Annotated in this window: 16 protein-coding genes; 11 read left to right on the top strand and 5 right to left on the bottom strand. The window is 73.3% G+C overall.

The window, feature by feature from the left end; genetic code table 11:
• Positions 1-9 precede the first annotated feature (9 nt).
• Both IC607_RS06635 and IC607_RS06630 read left to right on the top strand, forming a co-directional pair.
• Positions 10-3,471 (top strand): bifunctional proline dehydrogenase/L-glutamate gamma-semialdehyde dehydrogenase, encoded by a 3,462-nt coding sequence (locus IC607_RS06635; protein WP_191786306.1) that lies wholly within the window; start codon positions 10-12, stop codon positions 3,469-3,471.
• Between the two features lie 204 nt (positions 3,472-3,675).
• Positions 3,676-4,584 carry a patatin-like phospholipase family protein gene (locus IC607_RS06630; protein ID WP_191786304.1) on the top strand — a complete coding sequence of 303 codons (909 nt, stop codon included), beginning with the start codon at positions 3,676-3,678 and terminating at the stop codon, positions 4,582-4,584.
• Positions 4,585-4,617: 33 nt separating this feature from the next.
• Here IC607_RS06630 and IC607_RS06625 read toward each other — a convergent pair whose 3' ends face one another.
• A complete protein-coding gene (locus tag IC607_RS06625; protein WP_191786302.1) occupies positions 4,618-5,568 on the bottom strand; it encodes a 1,4-beta-xylanase in 951 nt (316 codons plus the stop codon).
• A 10-nt stretch (positions 5,569-5,578) separates the two neighbouring features.
• Positions 5,579-6,628, bottom strand: a complete 1,050-nt coding sequence (zapE, locus tag IC607_RS06620; RefSeq protein ID WP_370526055.1) for a cell division protein ZapE — start codon at positions 6,626-6,628, stop codon at positions 5,579-5,581.
• Between the two features lie 316 nt (positions 6,629-6,944).
• Between zapE and IC607_RS06615 the strand changes: the two genes are divergently transcribed.
• The 7 genes from IC607_RS06615 (at position 6,945) to IC607_RS06585 (ending at position 13,489) form a co-directional block, all read left to right on the top strand.
• A complete protein-coding gene (locus IC607_RS06615) occupies positions 6,945-8,603 on the top strand; it encodes a nitrite/sulfite reductase (RefSeq protein ID WP_191786300.1) in 1,659 nt (552 codons plus the stop codon).
• Positions 8,600-8,758: a hypothetical protein gene (locus IC607_RS06610; protein WP_191786298.1), complete on the top strand. Its 159-nt coding sequence runs from the start codon at positions 8,600-8,602 to the stop codon at positions 8,756-8,758. Before IC607_RS06615 ends, IC607_RS06610 begins: the two co-directional genes overlap by 4 nt.
• On the top strand, positions 8,755-9,465 hold the full coding sequence (locus IC607_RS06605; protein ID WP_191786296.1) for a phosphoadenylyl-sulfate reductase: 711 nt from the start codon (positions 8,755-8,757) through the stop codon (positions 9,463-9,465). The genes IC607_RS06610 and IC607_RS06605 overlap by 4 nt, the downstream gene beginning before the upstream one ends.
• Positions 9,462-10,373 (top strand): sulfate adenylyltransferase subunit CysD, encoded by a 912-nt coding sequence (gene cysD, locus IC607_RS06600; protein WP_255502273.1) that lies wholly within the window; start codon positions 9,462-9,464, stop codon positions 10,371-10,373. The genes IC607_RS06605 and cysD overlap by 4 nt, the downstream gene beginning before the upstream one ends.
• A complete protein-coding gene (locus tag IC607_RS06595) occupies positions 10,373-11,800 on the top strand; it encodes a sulfate adenylyltransferase subunit 1 (RefSeq protein WP_191786292.1) in 1,428 nt (475 codons plus the stop codon). Before cysD ends, IC607_RS06595 begins: the two co-directional genes overlap by 1 nt.
• The gene (gene cobA, locus IC607_RS06590; RefSeq protein ID WP_191786290.1) at positions 11,797-12,996 is read left to right on the top strand and encodes a uroporphyrinogen-III C-methyltransferase; all 1,200 of its coding nucleotides are present in this window, start codon (positions 11,797-11,799) and stop codon (positions 12,994-12,996) included. The genes IC607_RS06595 and cobA overlap by 4 nt, the downstream gene beginning before the upstream one ends.
• A 127-nt stretch (positions 12,997-13,123) precedes the next feature.
• The gene (locus IC607_RS06585) at positions 13,124-13,489 is read left to right on the top strand and encodes a helix-turn-helix domain-containing protein (RefSeq protein WP_191786288.1); all 366 of its coding nucleotides are present in this window, start codon (positions 13,124-13,126) and stop codon (positions 13,487-13,489) included.
• Between the two features lie 39 nt (positions 13,490-13,528).
• Here the strand turns inward: IC607_RS06585 and IC607_RS06580 are convergent, their stop codons facing one another.
• Positions 13,529-14,137: a ClpP family protease gene (locus IC607_RS06580; protein WP_191786286.1), complete on the bottom strand. Its 609-nt coding sequence runs from the start codon at positions 14,135-14,137 to the stop codon at positions 13,529-13,531.
• The gene (locus IC607_RS06575) at positions 14,137-14,805 is read right to left on the bottom strand and encodes a ClpP family protease (protein ID WP_225224567.1); all 669 of its coding nucleotides are present in this window, start codon (positions 14,803-14,805) and stop codon (positions 14,137-14,139) included. Before IC607_RS06575 ends, IC607_RS06580 begins: the two co-directional genes overlap by 1 nt.
• A gap of 179 nt (positions 14,806-14,984) precedes the next feature.
• Between IC607_RS06575 and IC607_RS06570 the strand changes: the two genes are divergently transcribed.
• Positions 14,985-15,758: a dihydrofolate reductase family protein gene (locus IC607_RS06570; protein ID WP_191786284.1), complete on the top strand. Its 774-nt coding sequence runs from the start codon at positions 14,985-14,987 to the stop codon at positions 15,756-15,758.
• Positions 15,759-15,767: 9 nt separating this feature from the next.
• On the opposite strand, the gene IC607_RS06565 is transcribed toward IC607_RS06570, so the two are convergent.
• A complete protein-coding gene (locus tag IC607_RS06565; protein WP_191786282.1) occupies positions 15,768-16,505 on the bottom strand; it encodes a hypothetical protein in 738 nt (245 codons plus the stop codon).
• Between the two features lie 146 nt (positions 16,506-16,651).
• On the opposite strand from IC607_RS06565, the gene IC607_RS06560 reads away from it, so the two are divergent.
• Positions 16,652-17,134: a hypothetical protein gene (locus tag IC607_RS06560; protein ID WP_191786280.1), complete on the top strand. Its 483-nt coding sequence runs from the start codon at positions 16,652-16,654 to the stop codon at positions 17,132-17,134.
• Positions 17,135-17,138 lie beyond the last annotated feature (4 nt).

The following is a 17,138-nucleotide window of genomic DNA, read 5'->3' as shown; positions in this document are numbered from 1 at the left end:
GCCGGCACCATGACTCCCCCCTCGTCGCTCAGCCGCCCCGTCACCACCGACGCCACGGACCCCGCGCTCGCGGCCGAGGCCGTCGCCCTCGTCGAACGCTGGCTGACCGAGGCGGCCGCGCACCCCGCGGACGGCTCCGCGGCACAGCTCGCCGCTGCCCTCGAGGACCCGGACGGGCTCGACTTCGTCGTCGGTTTCGTCGACGGCGTGGTCCGACCCGAGGACGTGCACGTCGCCGCACGCCGGCTGCGCTCGCTGGCTCGCCACTGCCCGGGCTTCCTCACCCCCGTGCAGCGCACCCTGCTGCGCGTCGGCGGCGCCGTCTCCGTGGTGGCCCCGCAGGTCGTCGTCCCCGCCGCTCGCCGCGTGCTGCGACACCTCGTCGGGCACCTGGTCGTCGACGCGACCGACCGCCGGCTGGGCCACTCCGTCTCCCGCCTGCGACGTCCCGGCGTGCGGCTCAACATCAACCTGCTGGGCGAGGCCGTCCTGGGGCAGCACGAGGCCGAGCGCCGCCTCGCGGGCACACGCCGCCTGCTCGCGCGCGACGACGTCGACTACGTCTCCATCAAGGTCTCCTCGACCGTCGCGCCGCACAACCCGTGGGCGTTCGACGCCGCGGTCGAGCACACCGTCGAGCAGCTCGAGCCGCTCTACCGGTACGCCGCCGCGTCCCCCACCCCCAAGTTCATCAACCTGGACATGGAGGAGTACAAGGACCTCGACGTCACGATCGAGGTCTTCACGCGCCTGCTCGACCAGCCCGAGCTGCTCGGGCTCGAGGCCGGGATCGTCCTGCAGGCCTACCTGCCCGACTCGCTCGCCGCCATGCAGCGGCTGCAGACGTGGGCCGCGGCCCGCCGGGCTCGTGGGGGCGCCGCGATCAAGGTCCGGCTCGTCAAGGGGGCCAACCTGCCGATGGAGCACGTCGAGGCCGACGTGCACGGCTGGCCTCTCGCGACCTGGCACTCCAAGCGCGAGTCCGACACCCAGTACAAGCGCGTCCTGGACTACGCCCTGCACCCCGAGCGCGCCGCGAACGTCCGGCTCGGCGTCGCGGGTCACAACCTGTTCGACGTCGCCTGGGCGTGGCAGCTGGCCGGCCGGCGCGACGTCCGCGACGCGGTCGAGTTCGAGATGCTGCTCGGGATGGCGCCCGGGCAGGCGGAGGTGGTGCGACGCGAGGTCGGCGGCCTCCTGCTCTACACACCCGTCGTGGCCCCCCGCGAGTTCGACGTCGCGATCGCCTACCTGATCCGGCGCCTCGAGGAGGGCGCGTCCAGCGACAACTTCATGTCCGCGGTCTTCCAGCTCGACGCCGACCCGGAGCTCTTCGCCCGCGAGCGGGACCGTTTCCTGGCCTCCGTCGCCGCGCTCGACGAGGACGTGCCGAGCACCCACCGCACGGGCGAGCGGTTCGCTGCCGGCGCCGCGACGCCCGGCCCCGGGCGGTTCGCCAGCACCCCGGACACGGACCCCGCCGTCGGGACCAACCGCGCCTGGGCCGCGGACGTGCTCGCCCGCGTCCCGTCCTCGACGCTGGGGCTGGACGTGATCGAGGCCGCGCGCCTGACGTCGGCCGCGCAGGTCGACGAGACCGTCGAGGGTGCCCGGGCGGCGGCCGTCGCGTGGGGCGCGCTGCCCGCGGACGAGCGCGCGGCCGTCCTGCACCGCGCCGCCGACGCCCTGGAGGCGCGCCGCGGCGAGCTGCTCGAGGTGATGGCGTCGGAGACGGGCAAGACGATCGACCAGGGCGACCCGGAGGTGAGCGAGGCCATCGACTTCGCGCACTACTACGCCGAGCTGGCCCGCGAGCTCGAGCACGTGGACGGCGCCCGGTTCTCCCCCGCACGGCTCACGCTGGTGACGCCGCCGTGGAACTTCCCCGTCGCGATCCCTGCCGGCTCGACGCTCGCGGCGCTGGCCAGCGGCTCCGCCGTCGTCCTCAAGCCCGCCGGCCCGGCGGAGCGGTGCGGGGCGGTCCTGGCCGACGTGCTCTGGGCGGCAGGCGTCCCGCGCGACGTGCTCCGCCTGGTGCAGGTCGACGAGCAAGACCTGGGCCGCGAGCTCGTCGCCCACCCGGGGGTGGACCGCGTGATCCTCACCGGCGCCTACGAGACCGCCGCCCTCTTCCGCGAGCTCCGCCCCGACCTGCCGCTGCTGGCCGAGACGAGCGGCAAGAATGCGATCATCGTGACGCCGAGCGCCGACCTGGACCTGGCGGTCAAGGACGTCGTGGCCTCCGCCTTCGGGCACGCCGGGCAGAAGTGCTCGGCAGCGTCGCTCGTCATCCTCGTCGGCTCGGTGGCCCGGTCGCGACGCTTCCACGACCAGCTCCTCGACGCGGCCTCCTCGCTCGTCGTCGGCTATCCCGACGACCCGCGCACGCAGGTCGGCCCGGTCATCGAGCCCGCTGCCGGCAAGCTGCTCGACGGCCTGACCCGCCTGGCGCCAGGCGAGCGCTGGGCTCTCGAGCCGCGCCGCCTCGACGTCAGCGGCCGGCTGTGGAGCCCGGGCGTACGGACGGGGGTCCGCCGTGGCGCGCCGTCGCACCTCACCGAGTACTTCGGCCCCGTGCTGTCCGTCATGACGGCCGACGACCTGCCCGAGGCGATCGCCGTCGCGAACGACGTCGACTACGGACTCACGGCCGGGCTGCACTCGCTGGACCCGGCGGAGATCGACACGTGGCTCGGCTCGATCCAGGCCGGCAACCTCTACGTGAACCGCGGCATCACGGGCGCGATCGTGCGCCGCCAGCCGTTCGGCGGCTGGAAGCGCTCGGCGGTGGGACCGGGCACCAAGGCGGGTGGCCCCAGCTACCTCGACGGCCTGGGCACGTGGTCGCCCGCACCGGCGCAGGACGGCTCGTCGATCCTCGATGCGGGCGCCCTCGCGGTCGTGACGGCCTGCTTCGCCTCGCTCGACGACCACGACAGCGCCTTCGTCGAGCGTGGCGCGCGCAGCGACGCCCTCGCGCTCGCGACGCGCTTCGCCGCCGACGACGTCACGGGGCTCACGGCCGAGCGCAACGTGCTGCGGCACCTGCCCTACGGCGACCCGGTGCTCGTACGGCTCGCCGACCATGCCGCGGCGGCGCTCGCCCGTGTCGTCGCCGCCGCGTCGGCGGCCCGCGCACGGATCGTCGTCTCGACCGCCGTCGTGCTTCCCCGCGAGCTGGCCGATGCCGTCAGGGCCGTGGCCGACGAGGTCCACGTCGAGGACGAGGCCGCGTGGCAGACCCGCGTCGGCGCCCTGGCCGGCGGCCGCGTCCGGCTCCTCGGCGCGCCCGCGTCGTCGCTCGTCGAGGCGACCGGGGGCCGCCCGGACGTCGCCGTGTGGGACCACGAGGCGACCGAGTCCGGTCGGGTCGAGCTGCTCCCGTTCCTGCGCGAGCAGGCCGTCAGCATCACCGCACACCGATTCGGCACCCCGAACCACCTGACCGACGAGATCCTCCCGCTGGGCTGAGCATCGAGCCCGGGACGGGGGCGCCGGGAAAAGGGTGCGAGGTGCGACGAGGTGGGTGGTAGCGTCGCCTCGATCGTGATCCGACCGGAGGAGGTGAGCCCGATGCACGCAGTGTCCATCACAGGCGCTCTCCCGAAGTCCACGATCCACGGCTGACGCAGCCGACCGGGAGCGCCGAACCACCCATCGCGAGAGGCGATCGGCATGAGCTCCTCATCTTCCTCACCCGCTCCCGAGCGGGCCCTCGTCCTCGGCGGAGGCGGGTCGACCGGCAACGCCTGGTTGATCGGCCTCCTGGCCGGCCTGGCGGAGGCCGGCGTCGACGTGACGGCCGCCGACCTGACGATCGGCACCTCGGCCGGGTCGACCGCGGCCGCCCAGGTCGTCGGCACCCCCCTGCCCGAGCTGTACGCAGCCGCCCTGACCGCCCCCGACCGGCACCGACCGACCGGCGCACCACCCGGTCCACGCCGCAACCCGGGCCGCCCCGTGCCCGACCAGCTGCAGCGGCTGCACGCGACCATCGCGGCCTCGTCGGACATCACCGACTTCCGCCGCCGGATGGGCGCGGCGGCGCTCGAGCTCGACGCGAGCGCCGACGGGTTTTGGGCGCCGCGGTGGCGCTCGACCGTCGCCGCGCGGCTGCCCGGCGCGCGGTGGCCGGAGCGACGGGTGCTCGTCACGGCCGTCGACGCCCGCAGCGGTCAGCCCGTCACGTTCGACCGCGACAGCGGCGTCGACGTGGTCGACGCCGTCGCCGCCAGCTGTTCGAGCGGGTTGCCGTACCGGATCGGCGACGAGCTCTACATCGACGGCGGCTACCGGGCCAACGCGGAGAACGCGGACCTCGCCGCGGGTGCGGCCCGCGTGCTCGTGCTGTCGCCGTTCGGCGGCAGGTCGCTGCACCCGTTCGCCTGGGGAACGCACCTGCAGACGCAGGTCGACGCGCTGCGCGCGGGCGGCAGCGAGGTGCTCACGGTGTTCCCCACGCCGGACGCCGAGCACCTGTTCGGAGAGCGCGGCATGGAGCTGTCGCTGCGGCCCGACGCCGCTCGCGCGGGGCACGACCAGGGGCACGACCTGGCTGCGAGCGTCGCGGGGTTCTGGCAGTAGAGCTTTGCCGTCGACTGCCGTCGGGAGCCGAGCTCAGCTCCCGACGGCCCGGGCGAACCCCTCGCGCACGGTCGCCTCGGCGGCCTTGCCGAACATGCAGTAGTCGTCGTTCGTCGCCGCGTCGGCCTCGTCGTACAGGCGGGCCGGCCAGTCCCAGAGCATGAACCCCCGCACCCACGGCCGGCTGGCGCACGCGGTGAACGCCGCGGCGTACCACTCGACCTGCGCCTGCTGCGACGGCTCACCCGCGAGGTTCCAGTCGTTGGGCAGGTCCGGCGAGCCGACCCGGCTGGAGCAGCCGGCCTCCATGAAGAAGAACGGCTTGCCGTGAGCGGCGACGACGGGAGCGATCCGGTCGAGCTGGTTCTCCCAGTCCCCCGCCGGGTAGTAGCCGGACGACGAGATCACGTCGACAGCGTCCCACCAGGTCACGTGGTCCTCCTGGTACTTGTCGCAGTTGTACGTGACCAGCCCGTCGTAGACCTCGCGCACGGCGGCGACCAGCGCGCGCCACTCGTCGGCCCGGCGGTCGCTCTGCACCATCTCGCAGCCGATGCAGAGCATCTCGACGCCCTCGTCGGCCGCGATGCGGGCGTGGTGGACGACGAACTCGGTGTACGACGCGAACCACTGCGACCACTTCGGCTCGGGCGGGACGTCGACGTCGAAGAAGTTGATGTGGGCGCGCCACGTGCCGTCGGCGACGTTGACGACGGGCTTGAGCACGACCTTCAGGCCCCGAGCCTTCGCGGCGCGGATCGCCCAGCGCACCTCGTCGTCGGTGACCGTCGGCTCGTCGTGGAAGTGGATCTGCGTCGACTGCGCGGTGTCCTGCAGGGCGCCGAACGTGATCGCCGTCCACGTCACGCCCAGCCGTTCGACCATGAGGTCCATCGACTGCTCCGCCTCGGCGCCGCCCCACGTGCCCCGCACGCCGGTCCAGCCCCACGTCATGCCCGCCACGTACCCGTCGAGGTTCGTCATGGCGACCACGCTATCCGGCGAGGAGGGCCTGCCCGTCGGCGGCGAGCGACCCGAGCCGCGACAGTGCGCGGTAGTACTTCTTGCGGTAGCCGCCGGCCAGCATCGCCTCGGAGAACAGCGCGCGCTCCCCCGCACCGCCCAGCAGCACGGGCACGTCACGGTCGTAGAGACGATCGACGAGCACCACGAGGCGCAGCGCGACGTCCTGCGTCGGGACCGCGTGCACGCCGGTGAGCCCGACGAGGCCGACGCCGTCCAGCAGGGCGCCGTAGCGGCTCGGGTGGACGGTCGCCAGGTGGTCGAGCAGCGCTCCGAAGTCGTCGAGCGTCGCGTCTGCGCGCCCGTCGACGCCGGCGACCACGACGTCCTGCGGCAGGCCGTCCGCGTCCGTGACCACCGAGCGGTGCCGATAGTCCTCACCGTCGACGCGCAGCACCTCGAACCGGTCCGACAGCGCCTGGATCTCGCGCAGGAAGTCGTCGGCGGCGAACCGCCCCTCGCCCAGCGAGCCCGGCAGCGTGTTGGACGTCGCCGCCAGCGCCACGCCGCGGTCGGCGAGCTCGCGCAGCAGGCGCGACATGAGGACGGTGTCGCCCGGATCGTCGAGCTCGAACTCGTCGATGCAGACCAGGCGGCGGGTGGCGAGGGCCTCGACCGTCGGGAGGAACCCGAGCGCGCCCACCAGGTTGGTGTACTCGACGAACGTGCCGTACGCGGCGTCGCCGACGGCGTGCGCGAGCGAGGTGAGCAGGTGGGTCTTGCCGACGCCGAACCCGCCGTCCAGGTAGACCGCCACCGGCCGGCGCCGGCGCCGCAGCAGGCCACCCTTGCCGCCGCCGCGGATCTCGTCGGCCGCGGAACGCAGTCGCGCGACCGTGGCGGCCTGCGACGGGTGCGCGGTGTCGGGCACGTAGGTGTCGAACGACGCATCCGCGAAGTGGCGCGGCGGCACGAGCTCGGCCAGCAGCCGCGCGGTGGGGACCTGCGGTCGTCGTCCGACGAGGGACGCCACGACGTGCCCCGCGAGAGGGGGCGCGGACACGTCCTGCTCAGAAGTCACGATCGCCCAGCCTACGTCGATCGGGCGGAAGTCCAGACTTCGAGCAGAGGATCTCATCATGCGGAAGCCTGGTTCTCGGGTGGCAGTTCGCGTGACAGGCTGTGCGAGTGATGACGTCCGGGTTCGAGCGTGCGTGTCGGCACTGTTGTGCCGTCGACGCGGCTGCCGGCATGTGCATGTGCCGCTGTCTGCGGAGCATCTGACCTCGCCCCCACCCCCCATCAGGGCGCGCGGTCCGCGCCCGAAGCGAGCGCCCGGTTCATCCGGGTGCCAGGCGCAGACGCACGTCCACGAACCCCCTCGGAGGTAGCGCCACATGGCGCAGACCCGGATCGCCCCACCCGCAGCACGCAACGAAGGCCAGTGGGCCTTCGACCAGCGTGAGGCCCTCAACGGCAACGAGCAGTTCAAGCAGGACGACGACGCGCTGAACGTGCGCGCCCGCATCGAGGAGACCTACTCGAAGGAGGGTTTCGCCTCGATCGCGCCCGAAGACCTGCGCGGACGGATGCGCTGGTGGGGCCTGTACACGCAGCGCAAGCCCGGGATCGACGGCGGCAAGACCGCCACGCTCGAGCCGCACGAGCTGGACGACGAGTACTTCATGCTGCGCGTCCGCTGCGACGGCGGCGCCCTCTCGCTCGAGCAGCTGCGCACGATCGCCGGCATCTCGGTCGAGTTCGGCCGCGGCACGGCCGACGTGACGGACCGGCAGAACATCCAGCTGCACTGGATCCGCGTCGAGGACGTGCCCGAGATCTGGCGCCGGCTCGAGGCCGTCGGCCTGTCGACCCAGGAAGCGTGCGGCGACTGCCCGCGCGTCGTGCTCGGCTCCCCCGTCGCGGGCGTCGCGGCCGACGAGATCATCGACGGCACGCCGGCCGTGCGCGCGATCGTCGACAACTACATCGGCGACCCGCGCTTCTCCAACCTGCCGCGCAAGTTCAAGACCGCCATCTCCGGCTCGCCGCACCACGACGTCGCGCACGAGATCAACGACGTCGCGTTCGTCGGCGTGGTGCACCCCGAGCTCGGCCCCGGCTTCGACCTGTGGGTGGGTGGCGGCCTGTCCACCAACCCCAAGCTCGGCGTCCGCCTGGGCACGTTCGTCACGCTCGAGCAGATCCCCGAGGTCTGGGTGGGCGTGGTCAGCATCTTCCGCGACTACGGCTACCGCCGGCTGCGCACGCGCGCCCGCCTGAAGTTCCTGGTGGCGGACTGGGGACCGGAGCTGTTCCGCGAGGTGCTGGAGGGCGAGTACCTGGGCTTCACGCTCCCCGACGGTCCCGAGCCGCCCCCGCCGCCGACCGGCCGCCGTGACCACGTGGGCGTCCACCCGCAGGCCGACGGGCAGTTCTACGTCGGCGTCGCCCCGACCGTCGGCCGCATCTCCGGCGACATCCTCACGGGCATCGCCGACCTCATGGAGACCGCCGGGTCCGACCGTCTGCGCCTGACGGTCGAGCAGAAGCTCGTCGTGCTCGACGTCGCGGCCGACCGCGTCGACCCGCTCGTCGAGGGGCTCGAGGACCTGGGCCTCGCCGTGCGGTCCGCGTCCACGTTCCGCCGCGGCACCATGGCGTGCACCGGCATCGAGTTCTGCAAGCTCGCCATCGTCGAGACGAAGGCGCGTGCCACGGCGCTCGTCGGCGAGCTCGAGGACCGGCTGCCCACGTTCGACCAGCCGATCACCATCAACCTCAACGGCTGCCCCAACTCGTGCGCCCGCATCCAGACGGCCGACATCGGCCTCAAGGGCGCGCTCGCGGGCGGCGAGGACGGCTACCAGGTGCACCTGGGCGGCGGTCTGGGCCTGACCAGCGGTCTTGGGAAGACCCTGCGCGGCCTGCGCGTTCCTGCCGAGGAGCTGCCCGACTACATCGAGCGCGTCACCCGACGCTTCGACGAGCAGCGCACCGAGGGCGAGCTGTTCGCCCAGTGGACCCAGCGAGCCGCCGAGGAGGACCTGCGATGAGCGAGTCCGGCCAGCGCGCGGTGCCCTACTACTGCCCCTTCTGCGCCGACGAGGACCTGGTCCCCGCCGGCGAGAAGCACGGCGAGTGGGAGTGCCGCTCGTGCGCGCGCGTCTTCGCACTGCGGTTCGTCGGCCTGAAAGGGGTCCCGTCATGACCGTCCTGGACACGCACACGAGCGCCCTCGACCTGCGTGAGCTGGCCGAGCAGGCGGGCCGCGACCTCGAGGGGGCGCACCCGCGCGAGATCCTGGAGTGGGCCGGCCGCACGTTCGGCAAGGACCTGGTCGTCGCGTCGTCGATGGGCGACGAGGTGCTGGTGCACCTGGCGGCGCAGGCCGTGCCGGGCGTCGACGTCATCTTCCTGGACACCGGCTACCACTTCGCCGAGACGCTGGGCACGCGCGACTACTACGCCGACTTCACGGACATCTCGCTGCGCACGGTCCTGCCGCTGACCACGGTCGAGCAGCAGGACGCCGAGCACGGTCCGCGCCTGCACGACCGCGACCCCAACCTGTGCTGCGCCATGCGCAAGGTGGAGCCGCTCGAGCGCGGCCTCGCGCCCTACTCGGCGTGGGTGACCGGCATGCGCCGCGAGGACGCCCCCACCCGCACGGACATCACGGTCGTCGGCTGGGACGAGAAGCGGAACAAGGTCAAGCTCAACCCCCTGGCCGCGTGGACCCAGGACGACGTCGATGCCTTCGTCGAGGCGGAGCACGTCGTGCTCAACCCCCTGCGCCAGGCCGGCTACGCCTCGATCGGCTGCGAGCCGTGCACGCGGGCCGTCGCGCCCGGCGAGGATCCGCGCGCGGGACGCTGGTCCGGTACCTCCAAGACGGAATGCGGTCTGCACACATGACGACCACCAGCACGACGACGCTGACCCAGCTGGACGCGCTGGAGTCGGAGGCCATCCACGTCATGCGTGAGGTGGCGGGCGAGTTCGAGCGGCCGGTGCTGCTGTTCAGCGGCGGCAAGGACTCGATCGTGATGCTGCACCTGGCGCGCAAGGCCTTCTGGCCCGCGCCGGTGCCGTTCACGCTCATGCACGTCGACACCGGGCACAACTTCCCCGAGGTCATCGAGTACCGCGACGACGTCGTGGCGCGCTACGGCCTGCGGCTCGTGGTCGCGAGCGTGCAGGACGCCATCGACGACGGCCGCGTCGTCGAGCGCCCCGACGGGTCGCGCAACCCGCTGCAGACCGTCCCGCTCCTGGACGGCATCACGAGCAACCGGTTCGACGCGGTGTTCGGCGGCGGGCGGCGCGACGAGGAGAAGGCGCGCGCCAAGGAGCGGATGTTCTCGCTGCGCGACGAGTTCGGGCAGTGGGACCCGCGCCGCCAGCGGCCCGAGCTGTGGGACCTGTACAACGGCCGGCACAAGCCCGGTGAGCACGTGCGCGTCTTCCCGCTGTCCAACTGGACCGAGCTGGACGTGTGGCGCTACATCGAGCGCGAGGAGATCGACCTGCCCTCGATCTACTACAGCCACGACCGCGAGGTGTTCCTGCGCGACGGCATGTGGCTGGCGCCCGGCGAGTGGGGCGGCCCGAAGCCGTCGGAGACGCTCGAGGTCCGCCGCGTGCGCTACCGCACGGTGGGTGACATGAGCTGCACGGGTGCGGTGGAGTCGACCGCGGCGACCGTGCCCGAGGTGATCGCCGAGGTCGGCGCGAGCCGCCTGACCGAGCGCGGGGCCACCCGCGCCGACGACCGGGCCTCCGAGGCCGCCATGGAGGACCGCAAGCGTGAGGGCTACTTCTGATGGGTACGACGCAGTTGAGTGCTGAGCCGACGACCGCCGACCACACCCAGCGCGACCTCCTGCGCCTGGCCACGGCCGGGTCCGTCGACGACGGCAAGTCGACCCTGATCGGCCGCCTGCTCTACGACACGAAGTCGGTCCTGGCCGACCAGCTCTCCGCCGTCGAGGCGGCGACCGCGGCGCGCGGCGGCGGCCAGGTCGACCTGGCGCTCCTCACCGACGGCCTACGGGCCGAGCGCGAGCAGGGCATCACGATCGACGTCGCTTACCGCTACTTCTCCACGGCGACCCGCGCGTTCGTCCTGGCGGACACGCCGGGGCACGTGCAGTACACGCGCAACATGGTGACGGGCGCCTCGACGGCCGAGCTCGCGATCGTGCTCGTCGACGCGCGCAAGGGGGTGCTGGAGCAGACGCGCCGGCACGCGACGATCACCGCGCTGCTGGGCGTGCCGCACGTCGTGCTGGCCGTGAACAAGATGGACCTGGTCGACTTCGACGAGGCCGTCTTCCGGGCCATCGCCGACGACTTCACGTCCTACGCCACGGGCCTGGGCCTGACGGACGTCGTCGCGGTGCCGCTGTCCGCGCTCGACGGCGACAACGTCGTGGACCGCTCCTCACGCACCCCCTGGTACTCCGGGCCCACGCTGCTCGAGCACCTCGAGGCCGTCCCCGTGCTGCGCGACCCGCGCACGGAGGACTTCCGCTTCCCCGTGCAGGTGGTCATCCGCCCGCGCAACGCCGAGCACCCCGACTACCGGGGGTACGCCGGGCGCATCGCGTCGGGCGTGGTCCGGGTGGGCGACGAGCTCACCGTCCTGCCGTCGGGCAAGACGAGCCGCGTGATGGGCATCGACACGTTCGACGGACCGCTCGACGAGGCGCACGCGCCGCTGTCGGTCACGCTGCGCCTGGCGGACGACGTCGACATCTCCCGCGGGGACCTGCTGGTGCCCACGTCGGTGCCCGCTCAGACCGGGCAGGACCTGGTCGGCACGGTGTGCTGGCTCGCCGAGAAGCGGTCGGTCCTGGGCCAGCGCGTGTTCGTCCGCATCGGGACGCGCACAGTCCGGGCACTGCTGCGCGAGGTCAACGCGCGGCTCGACGTCGACAGCCTGACGGTCGAGGAGTGGCGCGGCACGGACACGCTGCACGCCGTGGACGCGACGGACACCTCGTCGGACGCGGCGCCTTCCGCGCTGGGGCTGAACGCCATCGGGCGCGTCGTCCTGCGGCTGGCCGAGCCGGTCGCGCTCGACGAGTACGCCACGCACCGACGCACGGGCGGCTTCCTGATCGTCGACCCGGCCGACGGCGCGACGCTCGCGGCCGGCATGGTGGGACGCACGCTGCTCGACGCGCTCGTGCCGGTGGACCCGGCCGCGGGCAACGACTCCGACTGGTTGGCCGGGGCCGGGATATGACCGACCGGCACCCGCTGTGGCTGGACCTCGCCGGTCGGCGCGTCGTCGTCGTCGGCGGAGGTCCGGTCGCGGCCCGACGAGCCTCGGTGCTGGTCGGCGACGGTGCCGACGTCCTGGTGGTCGCCCCCGCGATCTGCGAGGACCTGGCCGACCTGGTCTCCTCCGCGCTGGTGACGTGGGTGCGGCGCGACTACCTCAGCACCGACCTCGACGACGCCTGGCTGGTCCACACCGCGACGGGTGACCGCGCGGTGGACGACCAGGTCGCGGCCGACGCGCACGCCGCGCGGTTGTGGTGCGTGCGCGCGGACTCCGCCGCCGACTCGAGCGCCTGGAGCGCGGCCGTGGCCCGCTCCGGCGACGTCTCGGTGGCCGTCTCCGCGGGCGGCGACCCGCGTCGGGCGACCGCCTTGCGCTCGGCGATCGCGCTGCTGCTCGACACCGGTGCACTGCCCGTGCGCCGCCACCGCGCCGGGTCCGGCCACGTCACCCTCGTCGGCGGCGGCCCGGGCGATCCGGGGCTCATCACGACCCGGGGGCGCCGGGCGCTGGCCGAGGCCGACGTCGTCGTCGTCGACCGTCTCGCGCCGCGCGCGCTGCTCGCCGAGCTGGACGCATCGGTCGAGGTGATCGAGGCGGGCAAGTCCCCGCACGCGCACACCCTGACGCAGACGCAGATCAACGCGGTGCTCGTGGAGCGGGCCCAGGCCGGCCTGCGGGTCGTGCGGCTCAAGGGCGGCGACCCGTTCGTGCTGGGCCGCGGCGGCGAGGAGCTCGCCGCGTGCCTCGAGGCCGGCGTCCCGGTCGAGGTCGTGCCCGGCGTCACCAGCGCCATCGCGGTCCCCGGCGCGGCCGGCATCCCGGTGACCCATCGCGGCGTGGCCCGCCAGTTCACGGTGCTGTCCGCGCACGACGCCCTGCCCGACTGGGCGACGCTCGCCCGGCTCGAGGGCACGTTGGTCCTGCTCATGGGCGTCGCGCAGCTCGCCGGCCACGCCGCGGCGCTCGTCGCGCACGGCCGCGACCCGCACACCCCGGTGGCTGTCGTCGAGAACGGCACCCTGCCCACGCAGCGCACGACGACGGGAACGCTGGCCACGATCGCGGCGATCGCCGCGGAGCGAGGCGTCGGCAACCCGGCAGTGGTCGTCGTCGGCGACGTCGCCGCCCTGACGGGCGTTCTCTCCCCGAGCTGACACCCGCAGGGCGGTCGCGATGGTGAGGTGTCCGCTCTGGGCAGAAGGCACGAGCACCGTCCTGAGCGTCGGCCGCGCTAGCGTGGCAGCACGGGCGCAGACTGCCCGCTCGCCGGCAGGAGGCTTCATGACTATCGAGCTCGTTCGCAATCAGCCGCTGCTGCGGCACCTCGTCGGTGGCATCCTGCGCGAGCGCCGTGAGGAGCAGGGACGCACGCTGCGGGACGTCGCCGACGACGCCCGCGTGTCACTGGCCTACCTGTCCGAGGTGGAGCGCGGACGCAAGGAAGCGTCGTCGGAGGTGCTCGTCGCCATCTGCCGGGCGCTCGGAATGCGGCTCGTCGACCTCGTCGGGGCAGCGCACGCGCAGCTCGCTCAGGCCGAGGGCCGGATCGTCGTCGACCTCGCCGCCGCCACGTCGTCCGCCGAGCACACCGTTCGCTCCGCGTCCGCCACGGGAGGCCCGGCGACGGGTCTTCTGCTTGCCGCCTGACCCGCGGCGGCGAACGACCAGCGCCCGCCGCCGGGCGCGTCACGCGGCGGCGGCCTCCTTCAGCGTCGCGACGACGCGGTCCGCGACCCCGTAGGCCACGGCCTGCTCGGCGGTGAGGATCAGGTCCCGGTCCGTGTCGAGCCGCAGCTTCTCGACCGGCTGCCCCGTGTGCCGCGCCAGGATCTCCTCCACCTGCTCACGCATCCGCAGGATCTCGCGCGCCTGGATCTCCAGGTCCGCCGCCGTGCCCTCTCCCCCTCCGGACGGCTGGTGCAGCAGCACCCGTGCGTGCTCGAGCACGTGCCGCTGACCCGGCGTGCCGGCGGCCAGCAGCACCGCCGCGGCGGACGCCGCCTGGCCCAGGCAGAACGTCGCCACCGGCGGCTTGATGTAGCGGATGGTGTCGTAGACGGCGAGCAACGCGGTGATGGAGCCGCCCGGCGAGTTGATGTAGAGGTGGATGGGCGACTCCTGGCTCTCGGAGGCCAGGTGCAGCAGCTGCGCGATGATCACGTTGGACACCCCGTCGTCGATCTCCGTGCCGAGGAAGATGATCCGGTCCGACAGCAGCCGGGAGTAGACGTCGGCCGTCCGCTCGCCGTGCGGTCGCTGCTCGACGACCACGGGGATCGTGTACTGCCCGCTCATCACAGCCCCACCTTCCGCGCGGCATCGGGACGCACGTCGTCGAGATGCTCGACCACCCGGTCGACGAACCCGTACTCCAGCGCCTCCACCGCGGTGAACCACCGGTCGCGGTCGGCGTCGCGCTCGATCGTCGCGACGTCCTGGCCCGTGTGCTCCGCGGTGAGCTCCTGCATGGTCCGCTTCACGTGGGCCAGGTTCTGAGCCTGGATCGCGATGTCCACGGCCGTGCCGCCGATGCCGCCCGACGGCTGGTGCATGAGCACCCGCGCGTGCCGCATGGCGTACCGCTTGCCGGGCGTGCCCGCACTGAGCAGGAACTGCCCGGCGCTGGCGGCCAGCCCCATGGCCAGCGTGGAGACGTCGTTGGGGATCAGCCGCATCGTGTCGTACATCGCCAGGGCGGCGCTGATCGAGCCGCCGGGCGAGTTGATGTACAGCGCGACGTCCCGCCGCGGGTCCTCCGCGGACAGGAGCAGGAGCTGGGCGCAGATGCGGTTGGCGACCGCGTCGTCGACCTCCTGCCCCAGCACCACGATCCGTTGGTGCAGGAGTCGCGTCGACAGGTCGTCGTCGAACGGGCGGGTGGGTGGTGCCGCGGTGCGGCCGAGCGTCTGGTGCACGGTGTCCTCCAGGTGCAGGTGTGGGTGCCGACCTGACGAACGTCGCATGCCCAGCACCTCCGCGGACCCCGGATCTGCCCGCAGCAGATCCGCCTCAGGCAGACGCCGACAGTCGCGCTCCGCATTCCTGCCGCTATTCGGCAGAAAGGCAGAACACGACCGACGACGAGCACTCGCGTGCCACCGTCGCCGTGTCCGCGGCGCACACCGCCGCTACCGTGACCCGGGTGACCGACTCCCCCGCCCTCGACCTGCTCCTACCCGTCGACCGCGCCCGCAGGTTCGAGCCGCGCGACGACGAGGCCGAGCTGCTCGCCCTGTTCGACGACGCCCCGGCGCGACACGTCCGCGCCAACATGGTGTCCACCGTCGACGGCGGGGGCACCGGCCCCGACGATGTCAGCGGCTCGATCAACGGCCCCGCCGACAACCGCATCTTCCAGGTGCTGCGGGCACTCGCCGACGTCGTGGTGGTCGGGGCCGGTACCGCGCGCGACGAGGGGTACACGCCCCTCCACGTCCCCGCGAGCCTGGCCGCCGAGCGCCGCCGCCGCGGTCTGCGCGACCCGCTCGAGCTGGCCGTCGTCTCGGCCAGCGGAGCCGTACCGGCGGCGCTGCTCGATGCCGACCGCCCGCCGTTCGTCCTCACGACGCCCGGCTGCCCGGACCTGGCCGAGCTGCGCCGGCGCGTCGGGGGCGACCACGTGATCGCCACGGGCAGCGGCCGCGACGTCGACCTCGGCGCCGCCCTGAGCGCGCTGGCCGCGCGCGGGCTGCACCGGGTCCTGGCCGAGGGCGGTCCGGGCCTGCTCGCCCAGCTCGTCGCCGCTGACCTGATCGACGAGCTGTGCCTGACCTGGAGCCCGCTGCTCGTCGGCGGCCCCGCCCCCCGCGTCCTGCGCACCGACGACTGGCTGGACCCGCCGCGCCGCCTCGTCGCCCGGCACCTGCTGCACGCCGACGGCACCCTGCTCGGCCGCTGGCAGGTCGCACGCGCCTGATCCGACGCGTCAGCCGCCGAAGCTGACGGTGGTCGGGTGCATCGCGTCGTCACGCAGCGCGTCGATCGTCAGACCGTCGACGTCGGGGACGAGTGCACTCAGCCAGCTCGTGTCGTCCGCGCGCTCGATGACGCCCATCGTCACGGACCCGGCGTCGTCGATGGTGCCGACAAATCCCCCGTCGCCCGCGATGCTCCACAACCGGGCCACCGAGGGATTGCTCGGGTGGCGAAGGAACACGACGGTCTCACCCGCGCCGGTCAGCCCGTCGCCGACGTCGCCCGGTCGGACGCCACCGTCCAGCGACACCCACACCGTGAGCTCGCGGGCGGCATACACCCCCTCGGCTGCGGCCACCGTCGAGTCCACCGTGAAGGTCAGGAGGATCGTCCGTGTGTCCGCGGCGTCGTCGTCCCAGTCGACCTCCGTCCCGCTGTCGCCCCCGCCCGCAGGCCACACGGTCGCGACGCCGCGCTGCCAGCCCGTGAACCGCCCCGTGACGACGAGGTCGCTGAACGTGCCGGAGTCACCGTTCACGGCAGAGACGTATCGCGTGGTCGGGAGCGCCTCGGCGATCGTCGTGGGCACGTTGCTGTAGCTCGCCATCGAGCCGTTGACGCGATCGGCCAGGATCGACGCAGCTCCGTCGTACGACGGCTGGGGCGACGAGCAGGCCGCGACGAACGTCGTGCCGACGGCTGCCGCCGCCAGGAGCGCCCCGAACCGACGTGTGCGTGCAGCCTTCACCCTTGCCCCCGAGGTCGATGCCTGCGCCGGAGCCTAGGGGGACCGCACGGGTGAGCACCAGGTGCCGTCCCTGCATCGCTCGCGAGGCGCCGTGCTCCGCCAGCCCGATGACAGGACCAACGCGCCGCAGCGTCTAGGCTCGACGCGTGACCGACACCATCCTGGTCCTCGCGGAGGACACGCTGGCCGCCGTCGACATCGAGCACCTGCTCGCCCTGCACGAGGGCGAGGTGCTCGAGTACCGCGTGCTGATCCCCGCGGACTCCGACCAGCCGCTGCTGCCGACCATCGTCGACAACCTGGGGCTCGGCGAGCTCAAGGAGGCGTTCGACCGTCTCATCGGCAAGGAGCCGAGCAAGCCGCAGGCCGAGGCGACGGCCGCCGAGCGGCTGGCTGCGACGCTGGCCGAGTTCGAGGGCGCCGGCCGCGCCGCCACCGGCACGGTCGTCGAGGACGACCCGCTGCCGGCTCTGCGCCGTGGCGTCGAGGAGGGCGCGCGCGAGATCGCGGTCGTGACCTACCCGCACGCCTGGCAGGACACGTTCCACCAGGACTGGGCCAGCCGGGCTCGCGAGGAGCTGCAGGTCCCCGTGCTGCACCTGTACTCGGGCACGTCCGAGCTGGGCTGAGGCA

Origin of the sequence: Cellulomonas sp. JH27-2, from assembly GCF_014837175.1 — a bacterium.
Lineage (GTDB): Bacteria > Actinomycetota > Actinomycetes > Actinomycetales > Cellulomonadaceae > Cellulomonas.
The sequence above is the reverse complement of the archived record's forward strand: the minus strand, read 5'-3'. Positions and strand labels throughout refer to the sequence as shown.

Bases quoted from the DNA above. Each gene is read 5' to 3' on its own strand.
- IC607_RS06595 (WP_191786292.1), top strand. From the start codon at position 10,373: ATGGGTACGACGCAGTTGAGTGCTGAGCCGACGACCGCCGACCACACC.
- IC607_RS06615 (WP_191786300.1), top strand. From the start codon at position 6,945: ATGGCGCAGACCCGGATCGCCCCACCCGCAGCACGCAACGAAGGCCAG.
- IC607_RS06605 (WP_191786296.1), top strand. From the start codon at position 8,755: ATGACCGTCCTGGACACGCACACGAGCGCCCTCGACCTGCGTGAGCTG.
- IC607_RS06575 (WP_225224567.1), bottom strand. From the start codon at position 14,805: ATGCGACGTTCGTCAGGTCGGCACCCACACCTGCACCTGGAGGACACC.
- IC607_RS06585 (WP_191786288.1), top strand. From the start codon at position 13,124: ATGACTATCGAGCTCGTTCGCAATCAGCCGCTGCTGCGGCACCTCGTC.
- IC607_RS06630 (WP_191786304.1), top strand. From the start codon at position 3,676: ATGAGCTCCTCATCTTCCTCACCCGCTCCCGAGCGGGCCCTCGTCCTC.
- IC607_RS06610 (WP_191786298.1), top strand. From the start codon at position 8,600: ATGAGCGAGTCCGGCCAGCGCGCGGTGCCCTACTACTGCCCCTTCTGC.
- IC607_RS06635 (WP_191786306.1), top strand. From the start codon at position 10: ATGACTCCCCCCTCGTCGCTCAGCCGCCCCGTCACCACCGACGCCACG.
- IC607_RS06625 (WP_191786302.1), bottom strand. From the start codon at position 5,568: ATGACGAACCTCGACGGGTACGTGGCGGGCATGACGTGGGGCTGGACC.
- cysD (WP_255502273.1), top strand. From the start codon at position 9,462: ATGACGACCACCAGCACGACGACGCTGACCCAGCTGGACGCGCTGGAG.
- IC607_RS06580 (WP_191786286.1), bottom strand. From the start codon at position 14,137: ATGAGCGGGCAGTACACGATCCCCGTGGTCGTCGAGCAGCGACCGCAC.
- cobA (WP_191786290.1), top strand. From the start codon at position 11,797: ATGACCGACCGGCACCCGCTGTGGCTGGACCTCGCCGGTCGGCGCGTC.